Raw genomic sequence first — 23,368 nt, forward strand, 5'->3', positions numbered from 1 at the left:
AATATCCCCAGCTAATACCATGCTAAAAATAGAGATATGAACTCCATTGCCAATCGGAGCCAAACAGCGGGCGGTGAGCTGGCGCCCAATACCGACATCGCCAATCTCAAAGCCCAGCGCCAGCATGCGGCGTTGGGCTTTGGCGAAACGGAGCGCGTGGTGTTCTATCGCAAACACTGGCTTAATCAGCCGGTGCCGCTCTGGCGTTGATGCGCTAGTTGTTCGGCACGCAGCAGGATTTCCTGCAAATCGTCCTCGTCGATATCAAACAGTTCGCCCTGCATCAGCGCCTCGTGCAGATCGGCGCGGGTGATAGAAACAGCATCAATCGGCAGATTAGCCGGCTTCGCCTCGGTCGGCGCCAAAGGGTGCGGGTAGCGTCGCCCGGCCAGGTTATTGAATACTATAGCCAGCAGCGCCAATAGCACCGAGTTCAGTAGCACCGGGTACAGCACAAAGCTATAGCCCAGTTGATGAATACCCGGGCCACCGAGAATAGCGGTCAGCGCCACCGCGCCACCGGGCGGGTGCAGGCAGCGCAGCTTAAACATCAAGCCAATCGCCAGTGCGGCCGCCACCCCGCAAGCCAGCCCCGGGTCGGCAATCAGCAAACTGGTGCTGACCCCCACTGCCGCCGCCGACATATTGCCGCCCACGATCGACCAGGGCTGCGCCAACGGGCTATTCGGCACGCCAAACAGCAATACGGCCGATGCTCCCATCGGGGCGATAAACCACAGGTTCACCTCGCCCAAAACAAAATGGCTGATCCAGCCGGCAATCATCAGCCCCAGCCCGGCACCGACGCTGGAAAGCAAAATCTCTTTTTTGCCCACCGCCAATGGATGCGGCCACAAACGTGCGCACCCTACTTTCACTCTTTCCCACAACGGCATTTTCATGTTACTTCGTGCTGCCAAATTCAACTTAATGGCAACAAATATATCACAACGCCAGGCGTCGCCGCTCGCCGCGCTTTTCACTGCGAAAATAACTTTCGGCTAACAGATTGATCTTTAGTCACTCCTCGTCAATTATCAAAGTTCGCCTCCCTTTGCCTTGAGGAAAACCCAATGTCTCAGCCGATTGCCGAACTCTATACCGACGCCGAATTTTTCAGCCCTTATGCCATGTCGGCGTTTATCACCCTGACGGAAAAAGGCATTCCCTTCACCGTGAAGCCGGTCGATTTATCGCAGGGGAAAAACCATGAGCCGGCCTACGCGGCCCTGTCATTGACACGCCGGGTGCCAACGCTGGTGGTCGGTGAGTTTCAGCTTTCGGAGTCCTCGGCGATTGATGAGTACCTGGATGAGATCCATCCTGCCCATCCGGTGTACCCACGCGATGTAAAACACCGTGCCAAAGCCCGCGAAGTTCAGGCATGGCTGCGCAGCGATCTGCTACAGCTACGCGCCGAGCGGCCGACCGAAGCGGTATTCATTAACGGCAAATTTCCTCCGCTGTCCAACGCCGCGCAGGGTGCCGCCAACAAGTTGATTGCCGCCGTCGAAAAGCTGCTGAGTCACGGCCAGGATAATCTGTTCAGGGAATGGTGCATTGCCGACACCGATTTGGCTTTGATGCTGAATCGACTGGTGATACATGGCGATCCGGTACCGGAAAATATTCGCCACTACGCTCACAAACAGTGGCAACGTCCTTCCGTGCAGGCCTGGTTGGCGCTGCCAGAGAAAATGCGCGGGTGATAAAAAATCGGCGGCCACGACGCCGCCGTTCTCAACTGAGAAATAACATCACTTCTTGAGGGAAGGCAAATCACCATCCCGCGGGCAGATAGCCTAACAGCGACGCGATGGCATACACCGCACTGGCCAGATACAGCAACACGATGCTGATCTGCAACAGCGGGTGGGTTATCCAGTTACACTGCCAACGCGGTGTCTGGTCGCCATGCTTGCGCGCCCCACGCAGGATCAGCATTGGCATAATCGACAAAATCACCCCGCTGAAAACCCCGGCGAAATAGAGCGCGTTAACGAATGACACCAACCCGCTGTAGGCCAGCGCGAACGGCGGCAGCACCACCAGCATCAGCACGCCGAAACGGCGCAGTGGCTGTTCGTCGTTGCCCAGCCTGAACTGGTCGAAAATATTGGTCAGGAAGCTGCCGCCGAGGCCCCAGTAAGAAGTCAGCATCGCGCACAGGGCAAAAATATTGGCGGAGAAGAAGGCCCACTGCCCTAACGCCTGGCCCCATGAAATGGTCGCCACGTCAGAAATGTTATTCAGCCCGCTGAGCGCAATCACCGACATCGGCACCGCCGCCAGCAGCACAAAGGTCACGGCCATTCCGACCATAATCGCCTTGGGCAGTTGTTCCGGCTTGTCCGAAAAACCGCGCGCCATTTCCGGCACGATATACTGCGCAGAGAAACAGAACACCACCACGTTGAATACCGGCACCATAAAGCGCCAGTCACCGTCCAGCAGGTTGCGCATCTGGGTGGTGTCTTTGAGCAGCGTGGCCGCCACCAGCGCACTCAGCATGACCACCATGCCGATGCTGATAAACTTCTCCCCGCGGCCAATCGCCTTTAATCCCAGGTACAAGACCCCCGCGGCGGGTACGAAAAACAGCAGGCTGCCTATTGCCGGGGAAATGCCGAACAGGGACTGCAACAGTTTGCCGCTGCCGCTCATGTAGGCGGTCAACGCCCCAATGCTGTTAACGCAAACCGAAGCAAACATCAGCCAGGCACCGATACCGCCGACATAACGTTTCGCCAGTCCGCTCAATTGCAGATGGGCACGGGTACGCAGGGTAGATTCAGCAACATACAGCATGGTGATAGTGGTCAGACTGCCCACCACCACCAGCCAAAACAACAGCGGCAGAAAACCGGCCTTGCTGGAGGCGTAGGCGATGGACAGCACGCCGGCACCAATGTTGGTGCCGACAATCATCGCCACCCCTTCAAGGAAACTCAGTGATTTGGCGGGTGCAGGCGTTCGCACCCCGGCGGCAAGCGCCGGAGACATAGAGATGTTTTCAGAAGACATGCAGCATCCTTTGGCTCCCGGCGGCGCTGGCCACCGGGGTTGGTTAATTTCCCAGGGGTTAACAGCTCACATCGATACACAGGTATTTCAGCTCCAGATATTCTTCAATCCCGTAACGCGATCCTTCACGTCCGAGCCCTGACTGCTTCACGCCGCCAAAAGGTGCCACTTCATTGGAAATCAGACCGGTATTGATGCCGACCATGCCGTATTCCAACGCCTCCGACACTCGCCATTGACGCGAGGCGTTCTGCGTGAACAGATAGGCGGCCAAACCGAACTCGGTATCGTTGGCCATGGCAATAGCTTCCGCTTCGTCATGGAAACGGAACAGCGGCGCCACCGGGCCAAAGGTTTCCTCTTTGGCGAAGCGCATTTTCTGCGTCACGCCGGTCACCACCGTAGGCTGGAAGAAGGTACGACCCAGCTCATGCGGCTGACCGCCGATAGCGATTTGCGCGCCCTTGATCAATGCATCGTCGATATGGCTCTGCACTTTTTCCACCGCATCCTGGTCAATTAACGGGCCCTGAGTGGTGCCCGCCTGACTGCCGTCACCGACCTTCAGTTGCTCAACCGCCGCTACCAGCTTATCCACCAGCCGGTCATAGATGCCGTCCTGCACGTAGATACGGTTGGCGCAGACGCAGGTCTGGCCGCTATTGCGGAATTTGGAGGCCATAATGCCCGCCACGGCCGCGTCCAGATTGGCGTCGTCGAAAACGATCACCGGCGCATTGCCACCCAGCTCCAGCGACAGCTTTTTGATGGTTGGCGCGCACTGCGCCATCAGAATGCGGCCGACCTCGGTCGAACCGGTAAAGCTCAACTTGCGCACCACCGGGCTGTCACACAATACTTTGCCCACCTGAGCGGCATCGCCGGTCACGATCTGCAGCACCCCCGCCGGAATGCCGGCGTCCTGCGCCAGCTTGCCCAACGCCAGCGCGGTCAGCGGCGTTTGTTCGGCCGGTTTAACAATAATTGCGCAACCTGCCGCCAGCGCCGGCGCCACCTTGCGGGTGATCATCGCCGCCGGGAAGTTCCACGGCGTGATCGCCGCACAAACGCCGATGGGCTGTTTTACCACCACCAGACGTTGTGAAGCCTGCGGCGCTTGCAGTACCGCGCCGTCCACTCGCTTGGCTTCTTCGGCAAACCAGGTGATAAACGATGCGGCATAAGCCACTTCACCACGCGCTTCCGCCAGCGATTTGCCCTGCTCCGCGGTCATCAACTGGGCCAGATCTTCCTGCGCCGCCAGCACCTTGTCGGCCCAGGTCAGCATCAGAGCGGAACGCTGTTTGGCGGTCAGTTGTTTCCAACCTTGCTGCGCAACCTGCGCAGCGTTAATCGCCTGTTGAGTTTCTTCGCCGCTGACTAACGGAATACTGGCCAGCTCAACGCCGGTCGCCGGATTGATGACCGCTTCACGTTTACCGCTCAGCGCATCGCACCACTCACCGTTAATCAGGCACTGGCTGCGCAGCAGCTCGGGGTTATTCAATTTCATACCGGTCACTCCTTATTGAGCCAGTGCGCGGGAAAGAATGCCCAGCGCCTTGGTGAACTGGTCTTCAGGAATGGTCAGTGGGTACAGGAAGCGGATCACGTTGCCGTTAACACCGCAGCTCAGCAGCAGCAGGCCTTCTTCCAGCGCTTTCTGTTGCACCTGGCGGGTGATCTCAGCCGAGGGTTTGCCGGTTTTGGGATCGTTGAACTCTACCGCCACCATCGAACCCTGCGCACGAATATCCGCAATCGCCGGGCTGCTCTGGCGTGCCTGCTGCAGCACCTCCACCAGATGCTGGCCCAGGCGTTGAGAACGTTGGCATAGCTGCTCTTCTTCAATCACATCCAGCACCGCCAGCGCTGCCGCCACCGCCAGCGGGTTACCGGCATAGGTGCCACCCAGCCCGCCCGGTGCCGGGGCATCCATCACCTCTGCACGACCGGCTACGGCCGACAACGGCATGCCGCCCGCCAGGCTTTTCGCCATGGTGATCAGATCGGGTTTGACGTTGTAATGATCCATGGCAAACAGCTTGCCGGTACGGGCAAAACCGGTTTGCACTTCGTCGGCAATCAGCAAAATGCCGTGTTCGTCGCACAAGGTGCGCAACGCCTGCATAAACTCGGCCGGTGCGACGTTGAAACCACCTTCACCTTGCACCGGCTCCAGCACGATGGCCGCAACCTGCTTGGGATCGATATCCGCTTTAAAGATACGCTCCAGGCTGTTCATCGCATCTTCGGTGGTCACGCCGTACAGCGCATTCGGATACTGGCCGTGGAACACCGAGCCCGGGAATGGCCCGAAGCCCAGTTTGTAAGGCGCCACTTTGCCGGTCAGCGCCATGGTCATGTAGGTGCGGCCGTGGAAGCCGCCGCCGAAGGTGATCAGACCCGGACGGCCAGTGTGGGCGCGGGCAATTTTGACGGCGTTCTCTACCGCTTCCGCCCCCGTGGTGAAGAACGCGGTTTTACATGGTCCTTCGATCGGCGCACGCTGGTTGATGCGCTCGGCCAGCGAAACGTAGCTTTCGTAAGGGACAATCTGGTAAGCGGTATGGGTGAAGGCCTTCAGCTGCTTCTCAATGGCAGCGATCACCTTCGGGTGACGGTGTCCGGTATTCAACACGGCGATACCGGAGGCAAAATCGATAACTTCATTCCCTTCGACATCCCACAGCGTGGCGTTCTCGGCGCGTTCGGCGTAAAAGCCGCACATCACGCCGATCCCACGTGGGGTGGCATCCTGACGACGTTGATTCAATTCTGCGTTTTTCATGTTGTTCTCTCCAGTCGGTAGTCGGTGCCAGCTAAACGGTTTGTTCACATTCGTGAAACAATGACGTTTATTTACACAGGATGTGGCCCTATAATCGAGAGCCAGTTACGATTAATTGAGGGATCCAATTGCGCTCACTGAGTGGTGACCTGCTGTTGCAACGTCTTGGCGAACAGCCGGATGATAAGCTGCATAAGCGGCTGTATAATGCGATCCGCACCAGCATTTTGGACGGTAGCCTGCCGCCCTCCAGCCGCCTGCCCGCCTCACGGGATTTAGCCCAGGAGCTCAGCCTCTCTCGTAACACCGTGTTAACCGTTTATGAACAACTCTTGGCGGAAGGCTATATCCTGGCGCGCGCCGGAAGCGGCACATTTGTCGCTGAAACCGTCCCGGACAGCTGTTTATCCACCGTCAGCACGCCAGCAGGCAGTGACGGGGAACAGCGACGGATTGAACTGTCAGCGCGCGGTGCCACCCTGCTGCACCACGCCAGCGCCAGCCCCAAACAGTGGGGCGCCTTTATCCCCGGCGTGCCTGACGTCAATGCTTTCCCACACCAGTTATTCAGCAAGATCCAGGCGCGTATCAGCCGTCGTCCGGCCCCGCAGAAGTTGACCTACAGCAACCAGGGCGGCAGTCCGGAGCTGCAGCATGCGCTAGTGGACTATCTGCGCGTAGCGCGCTCGGTACGCTGTTCGCCAGAGCAAATTCTGATTACCGAAGGCATCCATCAGGCGATAGATCTGGTGACGCGCCTGCTGTGTAATCCGGGCGACGACGCATGGATTGAAGAACCGGGCTATTGGGGGATCCGCAATATCCTGCGGATGAACGACGTGAATATCTGCCCGTTGGCGGTGGATGAAGCCGGTATGGTGCCACCGGAACAGCCTACCGAGGCGCCGCGGCTGATTTTCGTCACGCCGTCGCACCAGTACCCACTGGGATCGGTGATGAGCCTGGCGCGTCGGCAACGGTTATTGGCCTTGGCGCGCAACGCCGGCAGCTGGATTGTTGAAGATGACTACGACAGCGAGTTTCGCTTTTCCGGTCAGCCGATCCCGGCGTTGCAGGGGTTGGAAGCCGACGCGCCGGTGATCTATATCGGCACCTTCAGCAAAACGCTGTATCCGGCGCTGCGACTGGGTTATGTGGTGTTGCCGAAACCGCTGATGGCGGCGCTGAAAACTGCCCACGCGGAACTGTATCGAGGCGGCCATTTGCTGATCCAGACCGCGCTGGCGCAGTTTATTCAGGAAGGCCACTACAGCGCACATATCCGCCGCATGCGCCTGCTGTATGCCCGGCGGCGCGCCTTCCTCACCGGTCTTATCGAGCAGCATCTGGGTAAGCAGGCCCTGAGTGAATTCAATAACAATGCCGGGCTGCACCTGATCCTCAACCTGCCGGACCAGGCGGACGATGTGGCAATTGCCGCCGCAGCCAATACGCGTGGCGTACTGGTACGGCCGCTGTCGCGTTACTACATGTTGCCCAACCATCGCCGCGGCCTGCTGATGGGCTTTGCCTGCGTACCGGAAGAGCAGATGGCCGCCGCTTTTACCCTGCTGTTGGAGTGCATCCACCCTGAAAACAGAAGGCAGCCCTAAGGCATGAATGAGCTTCATAAGCTCTGAAGGTGCCATTCCCCCGCCTGCCACTGCAAACGATGGGTCAATTTCAGCGCCTGCAGGAAGTTTTCATCATGAGAAACCACCAGCATCGCGCCGGGGAAGCTGGCCAGCGAAGCCTCGATTGCCAGTGACGACGCCAGATCCAAATGGTTAGTCGGCTCATCCAGCAACAACAACTGCGCCGGCTCTCGACGCCACAGCATGCAGGCCAGCGCCGCCTTCAGTCGTTCGCCGCCGCTCAGCACCGCCATCGGCAACAGCACGCGTTCGGCGTTTAGCTGCAACTGCGCCAATTGACTGCGTACCGTACCCTCATTGAGCGGTGAATCCTGCAGCCCCAGATGCTCAACCACAGACAGCGAAAGATCGAGCTGTGAAAGGGTTTGATCGAGGTAAGCCGTCGACAGTGGGCAGTGACAACTCCCCGCTTTGGCCGCCAACTGCCCCAGGATCACCTTCAGCAACGTGGATTTTCCGCAGCCGTTCGGGCCGGTCAGCGCCACGCGCATCGGGCCATCAATGCGAAAATTCAGCGGCGGCATGGTGATAAAAGGCAGTTCCAACTGTTCGAGTACCAGCACCTGTTTGCCCGCTACCACGGCGCTGCCCGGCAGGGTGAGCATCACCGGGCAGTCGTCTTCCACCCGCTGATAGGCATCGCGTACGGCGGCATCGAGGGCATCCTTCTGGTCCTGATGCTGCTTGCGCAGCGTGCCGAGGCTTTCTTTGGCCGCCGCTTTGTAGGCCACACGCTCAAAAGACGCGATATTGAGCGTATCGACGGTTTTCAGCGTTTGCGCAGAGCGCCGTTGGCTGATGTCGTGTTCTTTCTGCTGCCGAGCCCGGGTGCGCCGCCGTTCCTGGCGCGCGTGCTCCAGCCCGGCTCGTGCGGCCTGCTGCTCCAAATCACGCTGGCGGCGATAGTCGTCGTAGTTGCCGCCGTAGCTGTGCAATGCGCCCGGCGTCAGTTCGACAATGCGCTGCATACGCGCCAACAGCTGCCGATCGTGGCTGGCCACCAGCAAGCCCCCACGCCACTGTTCCACCTGTTGATACAGCCAGTCGCGGCCCCGGCCGTCGAGATGGTTGGTCGGTTCGTCGAGCAACAAAAAATCCGCGTTGCTCAGTATCGCCCCACACAGCGCGGCACGCATTCGTTCACCGCCGCTCAAATCGCTCACAGGGCGTTGCGCATCGAACGCCGGTAACCCGGCGGCGACAAAGGCAGCCTGCAGACGATCGCGCAGATCCCACTGACCTTCCAAAAGATCGAGATCGTCCGCCAGCGGTTGCCCCTGCTCAAGGCGGGCCAATGCGGCAAATATCTCACCGTAGCCCAGCAGTTGGGCCAGCGTAGTCTGTGGGGAGAGCTCCGGCTGTTGCGCGACGTAAGCCAGCGATGCATGGGATTCAACATGCCCGCCACCGGGATGATCCAGTCCGGCGATCAAACGCAGCAAGCGCGTTTTGCCGACGCCATTGCGCCCAACCAGGCCGCAGCGTTGCTGATCGAAAGTCAAATCCAAGGGACCGAACAGCGTTTCGCCGTCAGCGAACTGGCAGATCAGGTGATGTAAAACAAAATGAGGGGATTGCGCAAAATGAGCCATAAGCACTCCTGAATGAAATCAAAATATCCCCACAAGGCACCGGTGTGCGCAACGTGGGACAAGATATCAGCAGGCGTGTGTGTTCATTTTCGGTGATGGCTCCGTAGAGAGAGGAAATTTATGACGAACAAATGCTAACCCATTTGTTGTTCACCATGCAAACAGAGGCACAGATTCATGACATCTATCACATTCAGCGCAACGCAGATTCCCAACGACAGAGACAACGGCTAGATTTATCTCATCCGACCACTTGAGGTCGCACATAATAATAACGACAGATCATACCCAATAGCTTTCACGAGGCAGCAAGTTCGCGAGTCTCCAGGAGCTTACTCAGGTAGGTGACTGGGGTGAGCGAATGCAGCCAACAACGCTGCAGCTTGAAAGATGAAGGGGATGAATGATGGAGACTGCAATGAGCAATTACCCACACCTGCTGGCGCCGCTGGATCTCGGCTTCACCACCCTGAAAAATCGGGTGCTGATGGGATCGATGCACACCGGCCTGGAAGAACTGCCGAATGGCCCCGAGCGCATGGCCGCTTTCTATGCCGAGCGCGCTGCAGCCGGCGTGGCGTTGATCGTCACCGGCGGCATCGCCCCCAATGAAAAAGGTGTGGTCTATCGCGGCGGTTCAACCCTGAGCCGCCCGGAGCAGGTCGACCATCACCGCATCGTCACCGACGCCGTCCACAAGGCCGGCGGTAAAATTGCGCTGCAGATCCTGCATGCCGGTCGCTACAGCTACCAGCCGCAGCCGGTAGCCCCCTCCGCGCTACAGGCGCCGATCAATCCCTTTATCCCTACCGCACTGAGCGAAGCGGACATTCTGCAAACTATCGCAGACTTCGCGCAGTGCGCGGCTTTGGCACAGCAGGCTGGCTACGACGGCGTCGAAGTGATGGGTTCCGAAGGCTATCTGATCAACCAGTTCCTGGTCGCACGCACCAACCAGCGTGATGATCAATGGGGCGGCAGCTTCAGCAACCGCATGCGTTTTGCCGTGGAGATCGTCCGGGCGGTACGCCAGGCGGTCGGCCACGAATTTATCCTGATTTATCGCCTTTCGATGCTCGATCTGGTTGAGGATGGCTCCAGTTGGCAGGAAATCGAACAGTTGGCGCTGGCCGTTGAGCAAGCCGGGGCCACTATTATCAACACCGGCATTGGCTGGCATGAGGCGCGTATCCCCACCATCGCCACCATGGTGCCACGAGCAGGATTCAGTTGGGTGACCCGCAAGCTAATGGGTAAGGTACGCATTCCGCTGATCACGACCAACCGCATCAACGACCCGGCGGTAGCCGAGCAGGTCTTGGCCGACGGCTGCGCCGACATGGTATCAATGGCGCGTCCGTTCCTGGCCGACGCCGCTTTTGTGCAGAAAGCCGCCGAAGGGCGTGCCGATGAGATCAATACCTGCATTGGTTGTAACCAGGCTTGCCTCGACCAGATTTTTGAAGGCAAACTCACCTCCTGCCTGGTGAACCCTCGAGCCTGTCGCGAAACCGAGATGCCGCTGGTGGCAACGGAGAAGCCGAAAAAGCTGGCGGTGGTCGGAGCCGGGCCGGCCGGATTGGCCTTTGCCACCACCGCAGCCAGCCGCGGCCACCGGGTGACGCTGTTCGATGCCGCCGATCAGATTGGTGGCCAGTTCAATATCGCCAAGCAGATCCCCGGTAAAGAGGAGTTCCATGAAACGCTGCGTTATTTCCGTCGCCAATTGACGCTGCAAGAGGTCGATGTGAAGCTCGGCACCTGGGTGACGGCGGCCGATCTGGCGGAGTTCGACGAAGTGATCCTTGCCTGCGGTATTGTGCCGCGCACCTCGGCAATCCCCGGCATCGACAACGCCAAAGTGTTGACCTATCTGGATGTGCTACGCGATAAAAAGCCGGTCGGCCAGCGCGTGGCGATTATCGGTGCCGGCGGCATCGGCTTCGATACCGCCGAATACCTCAGCCAACACGGGGTGTCGAGCAGTCTGGATCCGGCGGAATTTAACCGTGAATGGGGTATCGATGACCAGCTTAGCCAACGCGGCGGGCTGGCGGTGCAGGGGCCAGTGGTTGCCCGCCCTGCTCGGCAGATCTACCTGCTGCAACGCAAAACCAGCAAAGTGGGCGAAGGCCTGGGAAAAACCACCGGTTGGATCCACCGCACCAGCCTGGCGATGCGCGGTGTAAAAATGCTCAACAGCGTGAACTACCAACGCATTGATGATGAAGGCCTGCATATTTCACGCGCCGAACAGGAAAGCTGCCTACCGGTGGATACGGTGATTATCTGCGCCGGACAGGAACCCAGACGCGAACTGCAGCAACCGCTGCTGGAGATGGGAAAAACCGTGCATTTGATTGGGGGTGCGGACGTCGCCGCCGAGCTGGATGCCCGCCGCGCTATCGATCAGGGCACGCGGCTGGCAATGGCACTTTAATTCGCTAATCATGGAGGGGCGCATTCACCGCGCCCCTCGGTCAATCAGTAACGTGCGCCGGATTTCACCGCTCTGAGGATCACAAATTTCTTGTTGGATGCCACAACGGTGCAGTTGCCAAACAGACGCTTCAGCTTATGGTGGTAATCCAGATGACGGTTGCCGACGATGCGCAACTCGCCACCCACCTGCAGGCAACGCTTGGCGTCGCAGAACATCTGCCAGGCGGTGTGATCGGTGATCGCATGCTGTTGGTGGAACGGTGGGTTGCACAGTACCGCCTGCACGCTTTCACGCTCAATCCCCGCCAGTGAGTTGTTCACCTCAAACTGACAACGATCCAGATCCTGCGGCAGGTTGTGCTCTACGTTCAACTCGCTGGAGGCCACCGCCATATAAGACTCATCGACAAACGTCACCTGAGCCTGCGGATTCTGCGCCAGTGCCGTCAGGCCAATCACGCCATTACCACAGCCGAGATCGACAATATGCCCTTCCAGATCCTTCGGCAGATGTTCCAGGAACAGGCGCGCGCCGATGTCCAGATTGCTGCGCGAGAACACGTTGGCATGGTTGTGGATAAGCCAATCCGTGCCGTCCAGCGTCCAGTTGGTGGTTTCCGGTGCCGCCGGCGGCACAATGTCCGTCACTTCGCAGTGGATCAGACGCGCTTTCTTCCATGCCAGGCTGGTGCGCGTTGGGCCAAGCACCTTTTCAAACAGCTGCATGGTCGAGGTGTGAACGTCACGCGCCTTGGCTCCGGCGATAATGACCGTATCCGGTGCCACCACGTTGCGCAACGAGCGCAGTTGCTGTTCCAGCAGTGCCAGCGCTTTAGGAATGCGGATCAGCACCACTGCCGGTGATGCAGGCAGTTCGGCCAGGCTGTCCAGCAGCGTCACCTGCTCCGGATCCAGTTCATTGAGTTTCAGGTTATGGCGCGTTGCCAACTGACTCATGTAGGAATCGCTGATGCTGTAAGGCTGATAAGCGTGCAATGCGCAGGCCAACGTGCCGAAGTTGTCGTTGAAAATCAGCACCGGACGATCGCCAATGTTTATATTTTCAAGCTGTTGCAGCAGATATTCGTCCGCCGCTTCCCACGCCTGCAGTTGGGTGGATTCTTCCTGTTGGGGATAACGTTCCAGCTCAAGTTGCTGTGTTCCCAGATCGAGTTGGCTCATTGCCCCTCCTGACTGATAAAATTTGGGCTGTTTATCCCCTAAAAACGTCCGGCAGTAAAATGTTTTTTCGGATAAATTGCGCATTAACTCGCATCGTGGAAAGCCAATCCCGCTTTTCACTCCTCAAAGCTATAGCATTCATTCCGCTTATTCTGAACTGGACAATTTTTAATCTGACTTGATGTAACTTTAAATGTTACACTCATTCACCCAATGGAATGGGAATGAAAATGATTTCCTCGTTCCGAGACGGATACCTGGCGCAATTCTATAGGGAGGGTCGGCGCGATCGTTTGATCCCCTCGACCATTGAGCGCCAACTGGCCAGAAAACTCGATATGCTGGCTGCTGCGCAAAAAGAATGTGATTTACATAACCCGACCGGTAATGATTACAAACGTCTGTCCGGCCCCTTTCAAGGCTGGTCCAGCATGCGGGTGAATCTTCAATGGCGATTAATGTTTCAATGGCGCCACGATGCGGCTGAGCAGATTTATTTGGATCCGCACCAAGATACCTAGCAACGGAGAACCTATGTTAGAGACTACAAGCCGGAAACCCACTACGGTGGGGGAAGTGCTGCAAGAGGAGTATTTAACACCGCTGGGCATTGGGCAGGAGGATCTTGCAAAGGTCTTGGGTGTCACCCGTGCCACGGTAAATCGCTTGTGCAATGGACATCGTCGCCTAAGCGTTGCGGAAGCGAACTTGTTCGCCGATCTGTTCGAAACCACCGCCGATTTCTGGCTAAACCTGCAAGCGGCCCACGACCGTTGGGAAGCCCGACAGGCCAATGTACAGCGCGAGCGTCTGCGTCCGATTATGGAAATATTGGGGCGTAATATTACTCATGCGTGAAATCGAACTGACCTACCTGCAGGGCTACCCTGAACATCTGCAAAGCCAGGTGCAACAGTTGATCGACCAACGACGCCTGGGGGATGTGCTGTTGCAGCGCTATCCGCAAGTGCATGACTGCACTACCGACAAGTCGCTTTATCAGTTTACCGTCGATCTGAAAAACCAGTATTTGCGCAACGCTCAACCGCTGAGCAAGGTGGCTTACGACGGTAAAATTCAGGTGATGAAACACGCGCTGGGCATGCACACCGCCATTTCCCGCGTGCAGGGTGGCAAACTGAAGGCCAAGGCGGAAATCCGCGTGGCGACGGTCTTCAAGCTGGCGCCTGAGCCGTTTTTGCGCATGATCGTGGTACATGAGTTGGCGCATCTGAAAGAGAAAGACCACAACAAGGCCTTCTACAGCCTGTGCTGCCATATGGAACCCAATTACCATCAGTTGGAGTTCGACACCCGGCTGTATCTGACCCACCTCTCCGTGTTTGGCGATCTGTATGCATAGCGAGATTCGCCTTCTGTAAATGCCGTGATAATCTGATTCTTTCTACCCTGTGCGACGCGTGAAGCGCATAGGGTACAGCGCCTGGGAACCGGAGATATCTATGATTCGCTTTGCCGTTGTGGGCACCAACTGGATTACGGAACGCTTTATCGACGCCGCGCACGAAAGCGGCAAGCTGAAATTGACCGCCGTCTATTCGCGCAGGCTGGAAAAAGCGCAGGAATTTGGCGCCAACTACCACGTCAGCCTGTTTTTCGATTCCCTTGAAGCATTGGCCCAATCTGATGCCATCGATGCGGTTTACATCGCCAGCCCCAACGCCCTTCACTGCCAACAATCGCTGCTGTTCCTCAGCCATAAAAAGCATGTGATTTGCGAAAAGCCGCTGGTGTCCAACCTGCGTGAAGCCGAAAAGCTGGTGGCCTGCGCGCGTGAAAATCAGGTGGTGCTGTTCGAAGCTTTCAAAAGCGCTCATCTGCCGAATTTCCTGGCCCTGCAACAGGCGTTGCCGCAAATCGGCAGGTTGCGCAAAGCCTTCCTCAACTACTGCCAATACTCGTCACGCTACCCGCGCTATCTGGCCGGCGAGAATCCGAACACCTTCAATCCGCAGTTTTCCAACGGCTCAATCATGGACATTGGCTATTACTGCCTGGCCAGCGCCGTAGCCCTGTTCGGCGAACCGAAATCGGTGATTGCCAGCGCGGCGCTGCTGGATACCGGTGTGGATGCCCACGGTACCGCTTGCCTCAACTACGGCGATTTCGACGTCACCCTCTCCCACTCCAAAGTCAGCAACTCGGACATTCCCAGTGAGATCCAGGGCGAAGAAGGAACGCTGGTGATTGAGAAAATTTCTGAGTGTCAGGGCGTGGTGCTGACCCCACGCGGCGGCCATCGTCAGGATCTGACCCGTCCTCAGCACATCAATACCATGTTGTATGAGGCACAGGTGTTCGCCGATCTGGTGGAAAAACGGCAGGTGGAACACCCGGGGCTGGAGAATTCACTGGTTATCGCCCGCCTGCTGACCGAAATTCGCCGCCAGACCGGCGTGGTCTTCCCTGCCGACGGAGAGTGACATGAAACCCTTATTACTGATGCAAACCGGCGATGCCCCAGAGGTTATCCGTCGGGAAAAGGCCAACTTCGACGGCATGTTCTTGCAACAGGGGAACATTGATGCCGATCGCGTGCAGATCGTGCACCTTCCCGCAGGCGAGCAGCCGCTGCCGCCGCAAAATTACGCCGGCGTGGTGATCACCGGTTCACCGGCGATGGTGACCGAACGGCTGCCGTGGAGCGAGCAAGCCGCCGAGTGGCTGCGCCAGGCGATGCAGATCCAACTGCCGATCTTCGGTGCCTGCTACGGGCACCAGCTGTTGGCCTATGCGCTTGGCGGTGAAGTCGGTTATCACCCGCAGGGTATGGAAGTCGGCACATTGGACGTCGAATTGCTGCCCGCCGCCGCCAACGACCGGCGAATGGCGATGTTACCGCCGCGCTTCAAAGCCAATCTGATCCACTCACAGAGCGTGTTGACGCCCCCCGCCGGCGCAGTCGTGCTGGCCCGGTCGCAACAGGATGCCTATCAGATCCTCAGTTATGGCGATCGCGTGCTGACGACCCAGTTCCATCCGGAATTTAACGGCGCGGTGATGCACCAGTATCTGAGCTGGCTCGGTGAGCTGTATCCAGAGCAGCAGGCAGCGTATCAGCTTAAGCAACAGCAGGTTAGCGATACGCCGTTCAGTCGGCTGCTGCTGCAGGGATTTGTCGTCAGCCTCGGCGCGCAAAAAGCCCTGGCCGGGTAACTTAATAAACGTTGACCGCTGACATATTTTGCATTACTTTCTGCCGTGCAAAGGGGAGTAACTTCATTGCCGGTCAATCGTCATTACGATGCGCAAGCATCCGGTTACCGGGCAACATGATGTAACGGGCACGATCAGTGCACCTTCATCAACGTTGTAAGTGAGACCTTGCCGGAAGGCGAGGTTTGCTTGCAGCGTTCATAAGAGCGGCTAGCGTCTTCCGACGTTGGCCGTTTTTGTTTTTGAAGGATACCTCTGATGATGAATACCGTTGGCACACCTTGGTTATGGGGCAGCTTTGCCGCCATCATAGTTGTGATGCTCGCAATCGACTTACTGCTGCAAGGCCGCAAAGGCGCACACACCATGACGCTCAAGCAGGCCGCCAGTTGGTCGCTGGTGTGGGTCAGCCTCTCTTTGCTGTTCAACCTGGGCTTCTGGTACTACCTGAACCAAACCGCCGGGCGCGCCGTCGCCGACACCCAGGCGTTGGCCTTCCTCACCGGTTATCTGATCGAAAAAGCGCTGGCGGTCGATAACGTCTTCGTCTGGCTGATGCTGTTCAGCTACTTTGCCGTTCCGGCCAACCTGCAGCGTCGGGTGCTGATCTTTGGCGTACTGGGCGCGATCGTGCTGCGTACTATCATGATTTTCGCCGGCAGCTGGCTGGTGACCCAGTTCCAGTGGTTGCTGTACCTGTTCGGTGCGTTTCTGCTGTTTACCGGTATCAAGATGGCGCTGGCAAAAGAAGATGACTCGGCGATTGGTGACAAGCCGCTGGTGAAATGGCTGCGCAGCCACCTGCGTATGACCGACAACCTGGAAGGTGAACGTTTCTTCGTGCGCCGCAACGGCCTGCTGTTCGCTACGCCGCTGGTGCTGGTGCTGATCCTGGTCGAACTGAGTGACGTGATCTTTGCGGTCGATAGCATCCCGGCAATTTTCGCTGTGACCACGGATCCGTTTATCGTTCTGACCTCTAACCTGTTCGCCATCATGGGCCTGCGCGCCATGTACTTCTTGCTGGCTAACGTGGCAGAGCGCTTCTCGATGCTGAAATACGGCCTGTCGATTATCCTGATGTTTATCGGCGTCAAGATGTTGATTATCGACTTCTTCCATATCCCGATCGGCGTTTCGCTCGGCGTGGTGGCCGGTATCCTGACGTTAACGTTGGTGATCAACGCCTGGGTTAACCGTCGTAACGACCGTCTGGCCAATCATAAAGCACCATAATCTGTTAGTCGGGGCGGCTTGCCGCCCCGCGATTGTTTGGCAATTCCCCCCAAACGCCAAATGTTATTGCGATCACACAAATGTAATCAGTATGTTATAAAGAGTTGATCCGCGCTCAGAATTTCACCCTCTCCCCTTTCCAATACCCAGGCTTTACTGAATACTGATTCGGCAAACACACTTGGTTACAGATCCCTATAAAGTTGTCCGGTGGCGTTCCCACCGAGGTGACAAAGTCTGTACGCAACATCATCGGGAAAAAGCATTATGCAAAACTTACTACACAGGATCGTACAGGGCAGCCTGGTTAAACAAATCATGATCGGCCTGGTGGCCGGGATTATCGTGGCGTTAATCTCACCGGCAGCAGCTTCTGCGGTGGGCCTGCTTGGCGCCCTGTTCGTCGGGGCACTAAAAGCGGTAGCGCCGGTATTGGTGTTGGTGTTGGTCATGGCCTCAATCGCCAACCACAAGCACGGGCAAAAAACCAATATCCGCCCGATCCTGTTCCTCTACCTGCTGGGGACCTTCGCCGCGGCGCTGGTGGCGGTAGTGGTCAGCTTTATGTTCCCGTCCAACCTGGCGCTGGTGACCGGCAATGCGGATATCAACCCGCCGGGCGGCATTATTGAGGTGCTGAAAGGCCTGCTGATGAGCGTGGTCGCCAACCCGTTCCATGCGCTGATTAACGCCAACTATATCGGCATTCTGGCCTGGGCCGTGGGTCTGGGGCTGGCGCTGCGCCACGCCTCTGAAACCACCAAATCGCTGATTAACGATATGTCACATGCGGTCACCCTGGTGGTACGCGCGGTGATCCGCTGCGCTCCACTCGGTATTTTCGGTCTGGTGGCCTCGACGCTGGCGGATACCGGTTTTGGGGCGCTTTGGGGCTATGCGCAACTGCTGGTGGTGCTGATCGGCTGTATGTTGCTGGTGGCGCTGGTGCTGAACCCGCTGATCGTTTACTGGAAAATCCGTCGCAACCCTTATCCGCTGGTGTTTGCCTGCCTGCGCGAAAGCGGCGTGACCGCCTTCTTCACCCGCAGCTCAGCTGCCAACATCCCGGTGAATATGGAGCTGTGCAAAAAGCTGAATCTGAACGAAGACACCTATTCGGTTTCCATCCCGCTGGGTGCCACCATCAACATGGCCGGCGCCGCCATCACCATTACCGTGCTGACGCTGGCGGCGGTGCATACTCTGGGGATCCCGGTTGATGTGCCCACGGCGTTGCTGCTCAGCGTCGTCGCGGCTATCTGTGCCTGCGGCGCTTCCGGCGTGGCAGGCGGTTCACTGCTGCTGATCCCATTAGCCTGCAACATGTTCGGCATTCCGAACGACGTGGCAATGCAGGTGGTGGCAGTCGGCTTTATCATCGGCGTACTGCAAGACTCCGCCGAAACCGCGCTGAACTCCTCGACCGACGTGCTGTTCACCGCAGCTGCCTGTCAGGCGGAAGATCAGCGTTTAGCGGATGAAGACCCGCTGAAAGTACGTTAATCCCCAAAATGTTCCAGAAGGCGCTCGTGATCGGGCGCCTTTTTTACGACTGTAGCCTTACAATGTCACTCCACTCTTAAAAATCGCCAACTCACGGAAATCATTGGTTTCGTTGCGTGCTGGCTGACCATTGGCAATCGCCACAATCAGATCGACAAACTGCTCCAGCAGACTTTCCATCGGGGTGCCGTGGATCAGTCGACCGGCATCGAAGTCGATCCAGTGCGGCTTCTTCGCCGCCAGTTCGCTGTTGGTCGCCAGCTTCACCGTCGGTACGAAACCGCCATAGGGCGTACCGCGCCCGGTGCTAAACAACACTATATGGCAGCCGGCACCGGCCAGCGCGCTGGTCGCTACCGCGTCATTGCCTGGCGCACTCAGCAGGTTTAAACCGGGTTGCCGCAGCCGTTCGCCATATTTGAGCACGTCCACCACCTGGCTGTGCCCGGCTTTCTGCGTGCAGCCGAGCGATTTCTCCTCCAGCGTAGTGATCCCACCGGCTTTGTTGCCCGGCGAAGGGTTTTCATAAATCGGCTGGTTATGGGCAATAAAATACTGTTTAAAGTCGTTAACCATGCTGACGGTCTTGTCGAACGTCGCACGATCGCGACAGCGGCTCATCAGGATCCGTTCGGCGCCAAACATCTCCGGCACTTCAGTCAGTACCGTCGTGCCGCCGTTGGCAATCAGATAGTCGGAAAAACGCCCCAACAGCGGATTGGCAGTGATGCCGGACAGCCCGTCAGACCCGCCGCACTCCAGCCCGAATTTCAATTCACTCAGCTTGCCCGGTTGACGGCGATCATCGCGCATCACCTGGTACAGCGCATGTAGCTGCTCCAACCCAGCCTCTACCTCATCGTCCTGTTGCTGACAGACCATAAAGCGCACCCGCTGATCATCAACCGCTCCCAAGGTACTGCGGAAAACATCCACCTGATTATTCTCGCACCCCAGGCCAATCACCAACACCGCGCCGGCATTGGGATGGCGCACCATGTTTTGCAGCATAGTGCGGGTGTTCTCATGATCTTGCCCCAGTTGGGAGCAGCCAAACGGATGACTGAACAGGTGCACGCCGTCGATCTCCTGCGCATCCTGGGTTTCCTTCAAAAAGCGCTGCTGGATCTGTCGGGCAATGCCGTTGACACAGCCAACGGTCGGTATGATCCACAGCTCGTTGCGGATCCCCACTTCCCCGCTGCTGCGGCGATAAAGCTGCACTTCCCGATCCGCAGCCTGCGGCGGTAATACGGGAAATTGCGGCTGATACTGATAGCTGTCCAGGTCACTCAGGTTGGTTTTGGCATTTTGCGAGTGAATATGTACACCGGAAGCAATCGTCTCCAGCGCATGGCCGATCGGCAGACCATATTTGATGATTGCCTCACCGGCGGCAATCGGCCGTAGCGCAAACTTATGCCCGCGCGCTACCGGCTGCGCAAGCCGAATTGCCGTGCCGTCCAGCATCAATGTTTCATCGGCCGCCAGATCGCGCAGTGCCACCGCGACATTATCCAGCGAATGAATTTTTACCATGCTTTGCATAAACCCACCTCGGGCAACGGCTACGCCAATTCAATGGCGAAATAGTTCTTGGCATTGTCGAAGCAGATGTTTTTCACCATCTCGCCCAGCAGCGCAATATCTGCCGGTGCCTCGCCGTCTGCCACCCAACGCCCCATCATCTGGCAAAGGATGCGGCGGAAATATTCATGGCGGGTATAAGACAGGAAGCTACGACTGTCGGTCAGCATACCGACAAAGCGGCTCAACAAGCCGAGCTGCGCCAATTGCGTCATCTGACGTTGCATGCCGTCTTTCTGATCGTTGAACCACCAGCCGGAACCGAACTGCATCTTGCCCGGCGTGCCCTCTCCCTGGAAGTTACCGACCATGGTGGCGATCACTTCATTGTCACGCGGGTTGAGGCAGTACAGGATGGTCTTCGGCAGGCCCCCCTGACGCGCCTGGGCATCCAGCAGGCGTGAAAGTGGCTCCGCCAACGGTCGGTCATTTATCGAATCAAAGCCGATATCCGGGCCGACACTGGCCAGCATGCGGCTGTTATTATTGCGCAGCGCGCCGATGTGATATTGCTGCACCCATTCACGGCGTTGATATTCTGCCGCCAGGAACAGCAGCACCGCACTTTTGAATTGGGCACTCTGCTCTGCCGCAGGTAGCTTGCCGCTCAGGCGCGCCGTTAAAATCGCATCCAGTGCAGCTTCATCCGCCTCTCCATAAACCACCACGTCCAACGCATGGTCAGCCACCTTGCAGCCATGGGCGGCAAAATGATCCATGCGCTTTTTCAACGCGTCACACAGCGCGCTGAATCGACCGATATGAATATCGGCTGCCGCTTGCAGCTTTTGCAGATAGTCATTGAAGCCCGGCGCATCGATATTAAACGCCTTGTCCGGTCGCCAACTTGGCAACACCTTGATATCGAAACTGCTGTCGGCGGCAATGGCTTTATGGTGGCGCAGATCGTCGACAGGATCGTCAGTGGTGCCAACCATCTTCACATTCATCTGCTGCATGATGCCGCGCGCCCTGAAATCGTCCTGCGCCAACAGGGCATTGCCGCGCTGCCAGATATCGTCCGCCGTCATCGGGGAAAGCAGCGTGTCGGTGATACCGAACGGACGACGCAGCTCCAGGTGGGTCCAGTGATAAAGCGGGTTACCTAGGGTATGCGGTACGGTGGCAGCCCAGGCATCGAATTTTTCACGATCGCCGGCATCGCCGGTACACAGCCGTTCTGCCACCCCGTTGGTGCGCATCGCCCGCCATTTGTAGTGGTCACCCTTAAGCCAGATTTCGTATAAATTTTTAAAACGGGTGTTCTCGGCGATCTGTTCCGGCGGCAGATGACAGTGATAGTCAAAGATCGGTTGCTCCGCCGCATAGTCATGATACAAACGCCGGGCGAATTCGCTGCCCAGCAAGAAATCTTCGTTTAAAAACGTCGCCATAGCTGGCTCCTCACCTTGCTTGCCGTTCGACACAGTGTTCAATGCGACAAAGTTATCACACCAATTTTATTGGGCGTCCAGCAAAATATCGCCTTCAGCCAGGCTGCCATGACCCAGAAAAGGCCGTTTACCGGCATTTTTGCGGCCAGATAGCGCCTAAACAGCCCAATAATGCGGCAAACAGTATTGCCGAATTGAAAAATGGCTTTTGTGATATCACTCAACTTTTAAATCTGTATGACAAGTTATTGTCTCGCCACCCAGTCGTGCTTGCGGCGGGAATACGCCGGTCATGAACAGGCCGGCGCAAATCAACGATAAAGGGATAACCCCTTAAAACGCTGTCGCCGACAGGGCGCCGCCAATTCAAGACTGGGAGATATTTCGGATGCGTAAAATTAAAGGGTTACGCTGGTACATGATCGGGCTGGTGACCATCGGCACCGTGCTGGGTTACCTGACGCGTAACGCCATCGCCGTCGCCGCGCCCACGCTGGAAGACACCTTACACATCACCACGCAGCAGTATTCTTACATCGTCGCGGCTTATTCTGCCTGCTATACCCTGATGCAACCGGTGGCGGGATATGTGCTGGACGTCTTGGGTACCAAGGTCGGATACGCCATGTTCGCCATCCTGTGGGCGCTGTTTTGCATGGGCACGGCTCTGGCCAACAGTTGGGGCGGGCTGGCATTGGCGCGCGGGGCTGTGGGCATGGCGGAGGCGGCAATGATCCCCGCCGGGCTGAAGGCCAGCAGCGAGTGGTTCCCAGCCAAAGAACGTTCCATCGCCGTGGGTTACTTCAACGTCGGCTCGTCAATAGGCGGCATGCTGGCGCCACCGCTGGTGGTCTGGGCGATTGTCGCGCACAGTTGGGAAATGGCGTTCATCATCACCGGCGTGCTGAGCCTGATCTGGGCTGTCTGCTGGCTGATTTTCTATAAACACCCGAAAGACCAGAAGAAACTCAGCGACGAAGAGCGCGAGTACATTCTGGGTGGGCAGGAAGCACAGCACCAAACCGGCAACGCCAAGAAAATGTCCGCCTGGCAGATTGTTCGCAACCGCCAGTTCTGGGGCATCGCGCTGCCGCGCTTTCTGGCAGAACCGGCCTGGGGCACCTTCAATGCCTGGATCCCGTTATTCATGTTCAAAGCCTACGGCTTCAACCTGAAAGAGATCGCCATGTTCGCCTGGATGCCGATGCTGTTCGCCGATCTGGGCTGTATCGTCGGCGGTTACCTGCCACCGTTTTTCCAGAAACACTTTAAAGTGAACCTGATTGTTTCACGTAAGCTGGTGGTTACCTTGGGTGCTGTGCTGATGATTGGCCCTGGCATGATAGGCCTGTTTACCAGCCCCTATGCGGCTATTGCACTACTGTGCGTCGGTGGCTTTGCCCATCAGGCGCTGTCTGGTGCACTGATTACCCTGTCTTCTGACGTCTTCGGTCGCAACGAGGTGGCCACCGCCAACGGCCTGACCGGCATGGCGGCCTGGACCGCCAGTACCCTGTTTGCCCTGGTGGTCGGCGCCCTGGCGGACACCCTGGGCTTCAGCCCGCTGTTTGCCGCACTGTCGGTATTCGATATTCTCGGCGCCATCGTTATCTGGACCGTCCTGCAAAATCGCCCCGCTACGCAATCCGAAGAGGCAGTATTGGAACCCTCCCCCGCGCGCCATTAATCCCGCAGCCCGGCCATCGCGCCGGGCGCTCCCCGGAGTCCACTGGCAGCTCTGCCGGATAAGTGGTATAACAAATCCATGGCCATGCGCCCCTCCCT

At 57.6% G+C, this 23,368-nt stretch carries 20 protein-coding genes; 12 read left to right on the forward strand and 8 right to left on the reverse strand.

Annotation, left to right across the window (positions count from 1 at the left end; all coding sequences use genetic code 11):
* Positions 1-36 precede the first annotated feature (36 nt).
* Positions 37-210 carry a hypothetical protein gene (locus tag NR114_RS12340; protein WP_256814201.1) on the forward strand — a complete coding sequence of 58 codons (174 nt, stop codon included), beginning with the start codon at positions 37-39 and terminating at the stop codon, positions 208-210.
* On the opposite strand, the gene NR114_RS12345 is transcribed toward NR114_RS12340, so the two are convergent.
* On the reverse strand, positions 186-902 hold the full coding sequence (locus tag NR114_RS12345) for an HPP family protein (protein WP_256814116.1): 717 nt from the start codon (positions 900-902) through the stop codon (positions 186-188). The genes NR114_RS12340 and NR114_RS12345 overlap by 25 nt on opposite strands.
* Before the next feature lie 171 nt (positions 903-1,073).
* On the opposite strand from NR114_RS12345, the gene yfcF reads away from it, so the two are divergent.
* Positions 1,074-1,709 carry a glutathione transferase gene (yfcF, locus tag NR114_RS12350; RefSeq protein ID WP_020831776.1) on the forward strand — a complete coding sequence of 212 codons (636 nt, stop codon included), beginning with the start codon at positions 1,074-1,076 and terminating at the stop codon, positions 1,707-1,709.
* 70 nt (positions 1,710-1,779) lie between these two features.
* Here yfcF and NR114_RS12355 read toward each other — a convergent pair whose 3' ends face one another.
* From NR114_RS12355 to NR114_RS12365, 3 genes are read right to left on the reverse strand one after another with little or no spacing between them, the layout of a single operon-like run.
* A complete protein-coding gene (locus NR114_RS12355; protein WP_372907091.1) occupies positions 1,780-3,024 on the reverse strand; it encodes an aromatic amino acid transport family protein in 1,245 nt (414 codons plus the stop codon).
* A 58-nt stretch (positions 3,025-3,082) separates the two neighbouring features.
* Entirely contained in the window at positions 3,083-4,537 is a 1,455-nt protein-coding gene (locus NR114_RS12360; protein WP_256814117.1) for an NAD-dependent succinate-semialdehyde dehydrogenase, read from the reverse strand.
* Between the two features lie 12 nt (positions 4,538-4,549).
* Positions 4,550-5,815 carry a 4-aminobutyrate--2-oxoglutarate transaminase gene (locus NR114_RS12365; protein ID WP_256814118.1) on the reverse strand — a complete coding sequence of 422 codons (1,266 nt, stop codon included), beginning with the start codon at positions 5,813-5,815 and terminating at the stop codon, positions 4,550-4,552.
* A gap of 128 nt (positions 5,816-5,943) precedes the next feature.
* On the opposite strand from NR114_RS12365, the gene NR114_RS12370 reads away from it, so the two are divergent.
* Positions 5,944-7,428: a PLP-dependent aminotransferase family protein gene (locus NR114_RS12370; RefSeq protein ID WP_174574810.1), complete on the forward strand. Its 1,485-nt coding sequence runs from the start codon at positions 5,944-5,946 to the stop codon at positions 7,426-7,428.
* A 14-nt stretch (positions 7,429-7,442) separates the two neighbouring features.
* On the opposite strand, the gene NR114_RS12375 is transcribed toward NR114_RS12370, so the two are convergent.
* Positions 7,443-9,062, reverse strand: a complete 1,620-nt coding sequence (locus tag NR114_RS12375; RefSeq protein WP_020831783.1) for an ABC-F family ATP-binding cassette domain-containing protein — start codon at positions 9,060-9,062, stop codon at positions 7,443-7,445.
* Positions 9,063-9,480: 418 nt separating this feature from the next.
* Here NR114_RS12375 and NR114_RS12380 point away from each other — a divergent pair, with 418 nt between their 5' ends.
* Entirely contained in the window at positions 9,481-11,502 is a 2,022-nt protein-coding gene (locus NR114_RS12380) for an FAD-dependent oxidoreductase (protein WP_256814119.1), read from the forward strand.
* A 44-nt stretch (positions 11,503-11,546) separates the two neighbouring features.
* Here the strand turns inward: NR114_RS12380 and rlmG are convergent, their stop codons facing one another.
* Complete coding sequence (rlmG, locus tag NR114_RS12385) at positions 11,547-12,686, reverse strand: 23S rRNA (guanine(1835)-N(2))-methyltransferase RlmG (RefSeq protein WP_020831785.1); 1,140 nt, start codon at positions 12,684-12,686, stop codon at positions 11,547-11,549.
* 224 nt (positions 12,687-12,910) lie between these two features.
* Here rlmG and NR114_RS12390 point away from each other — a divergent pair, with 224 nt between their 5' ends.
* The 7 genes from NR114_RS12390 to sstT all read left to right on the forward strand — a co-directional run bounded on the left by NR114_RS12390 (position 12,911) and on the right by sstT (position 18,602).
* Positions 12,911-13,207 (forward strand): type II toxin-antitoxin system RelE/ParE family toxin, encoded by a 297-nt coding sequence (locus NR114_RS12390; RefSeq protein ID WP_256814120.1) that lies wholly within the window; start codon positions 12,911-12,913, stop codon positions 13,205-13,207.
* Between the two features lie 13 nt (positions 13,208-13,220).
* Positions 13,221-13,544, forward strand: a complete 324-nt coding sequence (locus tag NR114_RS12395) for a HigA family addiction module antitoxin (RefSeq protein WP_041414990.1) — start codon at positions 13,221-13,223, stop codon at positions 13,542-13,544.
* Positions 13,537-14,049, forward strand: coding sequence for a M48 family metallopeptidase (locus tag NR114_RS12400; RefSeq protein WP_020831788.1), 513 nt, complete (start codon positions 13,537-13,539; stop codon positions 14,047-14,049). The genes NR114_RS12395 and NR114_RS12400 overlap by 8 nt, the downstream gene beginning before the upstream one ends.
* A 100-nt stretch (positions 14,050-14,149) precedes the next feature.
* Complete coding sequence (locus tag NR114_RS12405; protein WP_256814121.1) at positions 14,150-15,130, forward strand: Gfo/Idh/MocA family protein; 981 nt, start codon at positions 14,150-14,152, stop codon at positions 15,128-15,130.
* Position 15,131: 1 nt separating this feature from the next.
* On the forward strand, positions 15,132-15,863 hold the full coding sequence (locus NR114_RS12410; RefSeq protein ID WP_122080279.1) for a glutamine amidotransferase: 732 nt from the start codon (positions 15,132-15,134) through the stop codon (positions 15,861-15,863).
* 258 nt (positions 15,864-16,121) lie between these two features.
* Entirely contained in the window at positions 16,122-17,099 is a 978-nt protein-coding gene (locus NR114_RS12415) for a TerC family protein (RefSeq protein ID WP_020831791.1), read from the forward strand.
* Between the two features lie 267 nt (positions 17,100-17,366).
* A complete protein-coding gene (gene sstT / locus NR114_RS12420; protein WP_020831792.1) occupies positions 17,367-18,602 on the forward strand; it encodes a serine/threonine transporter SstT in 1,236 nt (411 codons plus the stop codon).
* Positions 18,603-18,659: 57 nt separating this feature from the next.
* On the opposite strand, the gene NR114_RS12425 is transcribed toward sstT, so the two are convergent.
* Together NR114_RS12425 and uxaC are read right to left on the reverse strand one after the other, a co-directional pair.
* The gene (locus NR114_RS12425) at positions 18,660-20,150 is read right to left on the reverse strand and encodes a UxaA family hydrolase (protein WP_256814122.1); all 1,491 of its coding nucleotides are present in this window, start codon (positions 20,148-20,150) and stop codon (positions 18,660-18,662) included.
* Positions 20,151-20,170: 20 nt separating this feature from the next.
* Positions 20,171-21,583 carry a glucuronate isomerase gene (gene uxaC / locus NR114_RS12430; RefSeq protein ID WP_234529782.1) on the reverse strand — a complete coding sequence of 471 codons (1,413 nt, stop codon included), beginning with the start codon at positions 21,581-21,583 and terminating at the stop codon, positions 20,171-20,173.
* Positions 21,584-21,971: 388 nt separating this feature from the next.
* Here uxaC and NR114_RS12435 point away from each other — a divergent pair, with 388 nt between their 5' ends.
* Positions 21,972-23,270, forward strand: a complete 1,299-nt coding sequence (locus NR114_RS12435; RefSeq protein ID WP_048759868.1) for an MFS transporter — start codon at positions 21,972-21,974, stop codon at positions 23,268-23,270.
* The last annotated feature ends 98 nt before the right edge of the window (positions 23,271-23,368 follow it).

The organism is Serratia sp. Ser99 (assembly GCF_024519545.1).
Classification (GTDB): domain Bacteria; phylum Pseudomonadota; class Gammaproteobacteria; order Enterobacterales; family Enterobacteriaceae; genus Serratia; species Serratia liquefaciens.